6 protein-coding genes are annotated in these 7,554 nt (G+C 46.3%); 5 read left to right on the top strand and 1 reads right to left on the bottom strand.

Translation table 11 applies throughout. The annotated features are described in order from the left end of the window. Positions 1-231 precede the first annotated feature (231 nt). The 5 genes from xdhA to yqeC are packed head-to-tail and all read left to right on the top strand — an operon-like array spanning position 232 to position 6,101. A complete protein-coding gene (xdhA, locus tag RDS42_RS10110; RefSeq protein ID WP_308783556.1) occupies positions 232-2,508 on the top strand; it encodes a xanthine dehydrogenase subunit XdhA in 2,277 nt (758 codons plus the stop codon). 16 nt (positions 2,509-2,524) lie between these two features. After that, positions 2,525-3,409, top strand: a complete 885-nt coding sequence (gene xdhB / locus RDS42_RS10105) for a xanthine dehydrogenase subunit XdhB (protein ID WP_308783555.1) — start codon at positions 2,525-2,527, stop codon at positions 3,407-3,409. Continuing rightward, positions 3,406-3,900, top strand: a complete 495-nt coding sequence (gene xdhC / locus RDS42_RS10100) for a xanthine dehydrogenase subunit XdhC (RefSeq protein WP_177274898.1) — start codon at positions 3,406-3,408, stop codon at positions 3,898-3,900. Before xdhB ends, xdhC begins: the two co-directional genes overlap by 4 nt. Before the next feature lie 3 nt (positions 3,901-3,903). Continuing rightward, entirely contained in the window at positions 3,904-4,722 is an 819-nt protein-coding gene (gene yqeB / locus RDS42_RS10095) for a selenium-dependent molybdenum cofactor biosynthesis protein YqeB (protein WP_308783554.1), read from the top strand. Between the two features lie 26 nt (positions 4,723-4,748). Next, positions 4,749-6,101, top strand: a complete 1,353-nt coding sequence (gene yqeC / locus RDS42_RS10090) for a selenium cofactor biosynthesis protein YqeC (RefSeq protein WP_308783553.1) — start codon at positions 4,749-4,751, stop codon at positions 6,099-6,101. Between the two features lie 47 nt (positions 6,102-6,148). Here the strand turns inward: yqeC and RDS42_RS10085 are convergent, their stop codons facing one another. Continuing rightward, positions 6,149-7,516, bottom strand: coding sequence for an MATE family efflux transporter (locus tag RDS42_RS10085; protein WP_308783552.1), 1,368 nt, complete (start codon positions 7,514-7,516; stop codon positions 6,149-6,151). Between the last annotated feature and the right edge of the window lie 38 nt (positions 7,517-7,554).

Raw genomic sequence — 7,554 nt, 5'->3', positions numbered from 1 at the left:
AAAAAAACTTATAATATGGTAAAATGAATAAAAGTCAAATGTTCCTGAAGTTATGAACAAACTCAGGAGACGTATTATAAGAAAGTAGCATGGTTCGGAGCCGGACGATCGTCCTGAGGGGAACACACACTCCTGGGATGTAGTCCGGCTTTTTCTATATCCGAACGGAGATAAAAGGTATTTGGACAGTCCGTCAGAATTTATGTACAAAAAAGAAAAGAAGGTGAAGAGATGGTTGGAAAGAGTATTCCAAGAGTAGATGCTTATGAGAAAGTTACAGGAAGGGCGAAGTTTACAGACGATTTGATATTAGACAGATGTTTAGTTGCCAAGATTCTCCATTCTACAATCGGAAATGGGATTGTTACATCCATTGATACCAGTGAGGCGGAAGCACTTCCGGGAGTGGTAAAGGTAGTCACCTTTAAAGACGTACCGGATCACTGCTATCCGACACCGGGACATCCGTGGTCTGTAGAACCGGCTCATCAGGACATAGCAGACAGAAATATTCTTACCGGACGTATCCGCTATTACGGAGACGATATCGCAGCAGTAGTGGCAGAGGATGAAGTGACCGCATCCCGTGCGCTGAAGCTGATCAGGGTGGAATACGAAGAATATCCGGTAGAGATCCATCCGCGGAAATCCATGTATGGAAGCAATCCGCCCATTCACTTTGATAAAAAAGACAACGTACTGGCGCGGTCAAACTTTTTTATCGGAGATGTGGATAAGGGTCTGGAAGAATCGGAAACCGTTATAAAAAGGAGCTATAAGACTCCGATTGTACAGCACTGTCATATTGAAAATCCGATTTCCTTTGCTTATATGGAAAAGGGAAGGGTTGTGGTAGTTACTTCCACTCAGATTCCCCATATTGTAAGGCGCGTGATCGGTCAGGCTCTGGGTATTCCCTGGGGCAAGGTAAGAGTGATAAAACCTTATATCGGCGGAGGTTTCGGAAATAAGCAGGATGTGCTGTATGAGCCGCTGAATGCTTTTTTGACGATGCAGGTGGGTGGCCGTCCGGTGAAACTGGATATTTCCAGAGAAGAAACCTTCCGAAATACCAGAACTCGTCATTCCATTGAATACGACCTGACTGCAGGAGTTGATAAGGAAGGACGTCTTCTTGCAAAAGAGATGAATGCATACTCTAATCAGGGAGCCTATGCATCTCATGGACATGCCATTGCTGCAAATGGACTGACTGCATGGAGACTGCAGTACGCCTGTCCGAATATAAGAGGGGAAGCCTATACCATTTATACCAACAGCCCCACAGCAGGCGCTATGCGTGCTTATGGAATTCCACAGGCTGCTTTTGCCATCGAGTGCTTTATGGATGATATAGCAAAAGAGATCCATATGGATCCGCTGGAATTCCGAAAGAAAAACCTGATCCATGGATATTATGAAGATGCATACCTGAAGCCCATTGCTGCAAACACAAATGGTATTTTTGAATGTCTGGAAAAGGGCGCCCAATATATACACTGGGATGAGAAAAGAAAAGAATATGCAGATCAGACCGGACATATCCGAAGAGGCGTGGGTGTCGCTGTCTTTTCTTACAAGACAGGAGTATGGCCGATTTCTCTGGAGATTGCAGGCTGCCGTCTGTCCATGAATCAGGATGGAAGCGTACAGATGCAGATCGGCGCTACAGAAATCGGCCAGGGAGCAGATACGGTATTTTCTCAGATGGCTGCCGAAACGCTTCATATGGATGTGGAGAATATCCATATTGTAACCGTGCAGGATACAGATGTAACGCCGTTCGACACAGGAGCCTATGCATCCAGACAGTCCTTTGTTACCGGAACTGCAGTAAAACAGTGCGCAGAACAGCTTTATGATAAGATCCTTGCCTATGCAAAGACACTTCTTCCGGAGGAGGAGACCAGAGAACTGTCTATGGATCACGGCTGGATCTATGCAGGGGACGAGGCGGCGATCTCTCTGGAGGCAGTTGCCCAGGAGGCATACTACAGCCTTTCCAATTCCTCGGTGCTTACCGCAGAGGTTTCTACTCAGGTAAAGAAAAATACACTTGCTTCCGGCTGCTGTTTCGCAGAGGTGGAAGTGGATATGAAACTGGGAACTATTAAGATCCTCCATATCATTAATGTCCATGACAGTGGAAAGCTTCTGAATCCCCAGCTGGCAGAAATGCAGGTGCATGGAGGCATGTCCATGGGTATGGGATATGGAGTCAGCGAGCAGATCGTACTGGATGAAAAAACAGGAAGAATGTTAAACGGAAATCTTCTTGATTATAAACTTATGACAGCTCTGGACACACCGGACATCAAAGCAGACTTTGTGGAGCTTGAAGATCCTGAGGGACCATATGGAAATAAGGCTCTTGGAGAACCGCCTGCGATTCCGGGAGCACCTGCCATCCGAAATGCAGTTCTTCATGCAACAGGCGTGGCGTTTAATGAGAATCCTCTCACACCTCAGAAACTGATCGATGGATTCAAAAAAGCCGGACTGATCTGAAAGGGGGAACTGTTTTATGTATGATATTGAAAATTATTATAATGCAAAATCCGTTGGCGAGGCGGCGGCTCTTCTGAAGGAGCATCCGGATACCCGGATCATTTCTGGGGGAAGCGATGTTCTGATTAAGATCCGGGAAGGAAAAATGGCGGGAACTTCTCTTGTCTGTATCCGTGATATTAAAGAAATACAGGGTGTAAGCAAAAAAGATAACGGAGATATTTATATTGGAGCGGGAACGACCTTTTCCCATATTACAAACGATCCCATTATACAGGAGTGTATTCCGGTTCTTGGAGAAGCAGTAGACCAGGTTGGAGGTCCTCAGATCCGCAATATCGGTACTATTGGAGGAAATATCTGCAATGGTGCAGTCAGCGCAGACAGCGCGCCTACAGTATTTTCTCTGAATGCCCTTCTTTGTATCGAAGATGGAAACGGCGGAAGAACGGTTCCGGTAAAAGAGTTTTATCTGGGACCGGGTCGTGTGGATCTGAAACGGGGTGAGATTCTCACACATGTGATTATTCCGGCGAAAGAATATCAGGGATATCATGGTCATTACATTAAGTATTCTATGCGTAAAGCTATGGATATCGCTACCCTCAGCTGTTCTGTAGTAAGCAGGGTGGATACAGAAAAAAATGTCCTGGAAGATGTACGCATTACCTTTGGCGTAGCAGCTCCGGTACCCTTCCGATGTGAAAAAACAGAAGCTGCGTTAAAGGGTATGTCTGTCAGTGAAGAACTGTATCAGACAATAGAAGAAAGCGTCCGTCAGGAAATCAGTCCCAGAGATTCCTGGAGAGCCTCCAGAGAATTCCGTCTTCAGATTGGCGGAGAGATTGCGAAAAGGGCGCTGATCCGTACCGTAGAACTTGCAGGAGGTGACAGGAAATGATCAGGGATAAAGTTCTGGTAACATGTATTGTAAACGGAAAAGAAGTGGCGGAGTATGTAGATCCAAGAGAATCTCTTCTTGATATGCTGAGAAACCGTCTGGGACTTACTTCCGTCAAAAAAGGCTGTGAGGTTGGAGAATGTGGAGCATGTACAGTCATCATTGACGGCGAAACCGTAGATTCCTGTATTTATCTGGCTGTATGGGCAGAGGGAAAAAATATCCGTACCTTGGAAGGGCTTGAGAAAAATGGAGATCTGACACGTATTCAGGAGGCCTTTATTGAGGAGGGCGCTATCCAGTGCGGCTTCTGCACTCCGGGGTTTGTAATGTCAGCCACCGTACTTCTGGAAAGAGGAGAAGTCCTTACAAGAGAGGCAATCAAAAAACATATGTCAGGTAATCTGTGCCGCTGTACGGGATATCAGAATATCGTAAATGCCGTAGAGAAAGTTATGAAAGAAAATGCGGCGGAAAATGAAGGAGCTTAAGCTATGCCGCAGAACAGTATACTGGTTGTCCGGGGCGGAGGGGATCTTGCCAGTGGAGTGATCCACCGGCTTTTCCGCTGCGGCTACCGGGTTCTTATATTAGAAAGCAGAAAACCAAGCGCCATCCGCAGAGAGGTATCTTTCTGTGAAGCCGTTTATGACGGAGAAGCGTTTGTGGAGGGAGTCCTGAGCCATCGTATCCATCATGTGGATCAGTGTGAAGAGATCTGGAAGCTGGGAGAAATCCCTCTTCTGGTGGACGAAGAAGGAACTGCGATCCGTACTTTAAAGCCGGATGCAGTGATCGACGGGATTCTGGCCAAAAAAAATATGGGTACCAGCCGGGAAATGGCGCCTTTGACCATTGCCCTCGGACCGGGATTTCTGGCCGGGGCAGACGCCGATTATGTGATCGAGACAAAAAGAGGACATGATCTTGGCAGGATCATCGAGGAAGGCTGGGCCATTCCTAATACCGGGATTCCAGGTGAGATCGGCGGTTATGGAAAAGAGCGAGTGATCCATTCTCCGGCAGCCGGAGTGATCCATAATAAGGCAAAAATCAGTGATCTGGTAGAGAAGGGTCAGGAGATTGCTGTGATCCGGACAGAAGAAGGTCATGAAATTCCGGTAACTGCATCTCTGACCGGGGTGCTGCGCGGCATTATCCGGGAAGGCTATGAAGTATTCCAGGGAATGAAGATTGCGGATATCGACCCCAGAAAAGAACAGAAAAAAAACTGCAATACCATTTCGGACAAGGCGAGATGCATTGCAGGAAGCGTGGTGGAAATCCTTTTATCAGAGGGAATTCTTCCATAAGTTACAGCTGATGGATGGAGGCAGAGATGAGTATTCTGGAGCTTCTGGATATTGATCCCCAAAATAACAAAGTGATCTCTGTTGTGGGAGGAGGAGGCAAGACAAGCCTGATTTTCCGGCTGACAGAGGAGCTGGTCTCACTTGGGAAAAAGGTGATTGTTACCACTACAACTCATATGAAGTATGAGCCGGAACGACCCTTTTCCGAAAACGGAGAGCTGGAGAAGGTGAGAGAAGATCTCAGGGGAACCGGATATACGGTAGCAGGAATCCCTGAAGAACGAAAAAATGGAAGAAGTCAGAGAAGTTTCGGTGCAGGCGGCGATGCTTCCTATATCAGAACCGGAAGAGAGGAAACTTCTGTCTGTAAGATACAGGGACTTCCGACGGAAAGACTTCAGATTCTTCAAAAAGAGTGTGATATTCTTCTGATTGAAGCAGACGGCGCAAAACGCCTTCCTTTAAAGGTTCCTGCAGACTGGGAACCGGTGATACCGGAAATGACAGATCTGGTTGTTGGAGTAACAGGTTTGGACTGTCTGGGAAAAAGAATTCTGGATACCTGTCACAGACCGGAATTAACGTCAGAGTTTCTTGGAAAGGATATCCGGGAAAAGGTGACAGAAGAGGATGTGGCAAAAATTGCAGGCTCCTCCTCAGGACTTCGTAAAAATGTGGGAAACCGGGAATACAGAGTGTTTTTGAATAAGACGGATGTTCCGGAGGATCCAAAAGCAGCAGACCGGATCATAGAAAAGCTGAAAAAAGAAAAAATTTATGCAGCTGCCGGAAGCCTGAAACACAAAAGGGCGTACAAGCTTGCAATCGTGATCCTTGCTGCAGGAAACAGCCGGAGATTTGGAGAAGAAAATAAGCTTATGTATCCTGTTGAAGGAATTCCTATGTATCAAAGAGCTTTTCATAAGACACTTCTGGTACAGAACAAAATGAAAGAGCAGATTCTTTCGGTTGCAGTGGTTACTCAGTATCCGGAGATCATGGCTGAAGCAGAGAAAGTTGGTATAAAAACTGTATTAAATCCTCATCCGGAGGAGGGGATTTCTTCTTCCATGAAACTTGGACTTTTTCCGGAAGCGGATGCCTGCCTTTTTATGGTGGCAGATCAGCCCTGGTTAAGGGTGGAAACTCTGGAGGGACTGATCCGCAGATTTCTGGGCAGCAGCAAAGGCATGGCAGCAGTGGCAAAAAATGGCGAACCGGGAAATCCCTGTATTTTCAGCAGGAAGTATTATGACAGACTGATGGAGCTTACCGGGGACAAAGGGGGAAAAAGAGTGCTGAAAGCCCATCCGGAGGATGTGGTCTTATATGAAATTGAAAATGAAAAAGAGCTTACAGATGTGGACCTGCCTCTGTAGGCTCTTCTTTTTTGTCAGGATTAAGTCGGTGTCTGAAACCGTCTGGATTACTTCGTTTTAGCAGTTTTATTCAGTTCCGGAAGAATTGTCAGCAGCATGGTCAGGAAGCAGGCGCAGCCGCCGATGAGGTTAGAGACAGGCTCTGCCCAGAATACACCGTCTACGCCTAAATTTCCAACATTAGGAAGAAGTACGGTAAGGGGAACCACAATGATCACTTTACGGAAAATAGAGAAAAAGGTGGCGTACCGGGCCTTTCCCAGAGCTACGAATACACTTTGGCCGGCAAACTGCAAAGCCATAAAGCAAAATCCGAAAAAGTAGATGTGAAGAGCCGGAACGCCTTTGGCGATAAGCTCCGGCTGGTTGTTAAAGATCCGGATAAAAAATTCCGGAAATAACTTCAGGATTCCCCATATGGCCAGAGTATAGGTTACGCAGAGCCCTGTAACAAAACCAATGGCCTTTTTTACCCTCTGATAAGCCTTCTCGCCGTAGTTAAAACTCATGACAGGGGAAGCTCCGCTTGTAAGGCCGTTAACAGGAGTTGTGGTGATCTCCCGGATAGAATTCAACACGGTCATGATTCCCACATAAAGATCTCCTCCCCAGGTCTGCAGGGTGGCATTGCAGAAAATCTGTACCAGACTGTTGGTGAAAGCCATCATGAATCCGGAAATCCCCAGAGACATGATATTTCTAACACGCGCCCATTTTAATCGCATAGCGTCTTTTTTTAAGTGAAGGACAGCTCTCTTTCCGGTAAGAAATTTCAGAACCCACAGAGCAGAACACATCTGAGAAAGAACGGTTGCCGTGGCGGCTCCCTTCACACCCATGTGAAACACAAAAATAAACAGAGGATCCAGAATAATATTCAGAACCGCTCCGATCAGAATGGTCAGCATCCCCATGTTTCCGAAGCCCTGGCTGTTAATAAAGGGGTTCATTCCCAGAGTGATCATTACAAAAAGAGTTCCAAGAAGATAAATCTGTATATAGTCCCGGGCATAGGGATAGGTAATGTCACTGGCGCCAAAGGCATAGAGAACCGGACGGTAAAACAGGTATCCGAGAAGCATAAGAATCGCTCCTGTCAGGATCAGCATGGAAAAGGTATTTCCCATAAGGCATTCAGCCTCTTTTTTGTTTCCCCGTCCCCGTTCCATGGAGCATAGAGGACTTCCGCCATTTCCGAAAAGATAAGTGAAAGCGGTGATCAGTGTGATCACAGGAAAACAGATCCCCACACCGGTCAGGGCTGTTGTACCCACGTGTGGTATTCGCCCGATATAGATTCGGTCTACAATATTATAAAGGAGGTTCAGAAGCTGAGCCAGTGTCATGGGAACAGCAACTTCTAAAATATTTCGATATACATTTCCTTTGGAAAAATCAGTTTGATGTACGTTCATAAGTTCACCTCGGGTAAAATTTCTCTTTTCTATTATAT

The sequence above is a fragment of the uncultured Blautia sp. genome, from assembly GCF_902497045.1.
Classification (GTDB): Bacteria; Bacillota; Clostridia; order Lachnospirales; family Lachnospiraceae; genus Blautia_A.
This window is presented reverse-complemented; position numbering and strand designations above follow the sequence as displayed.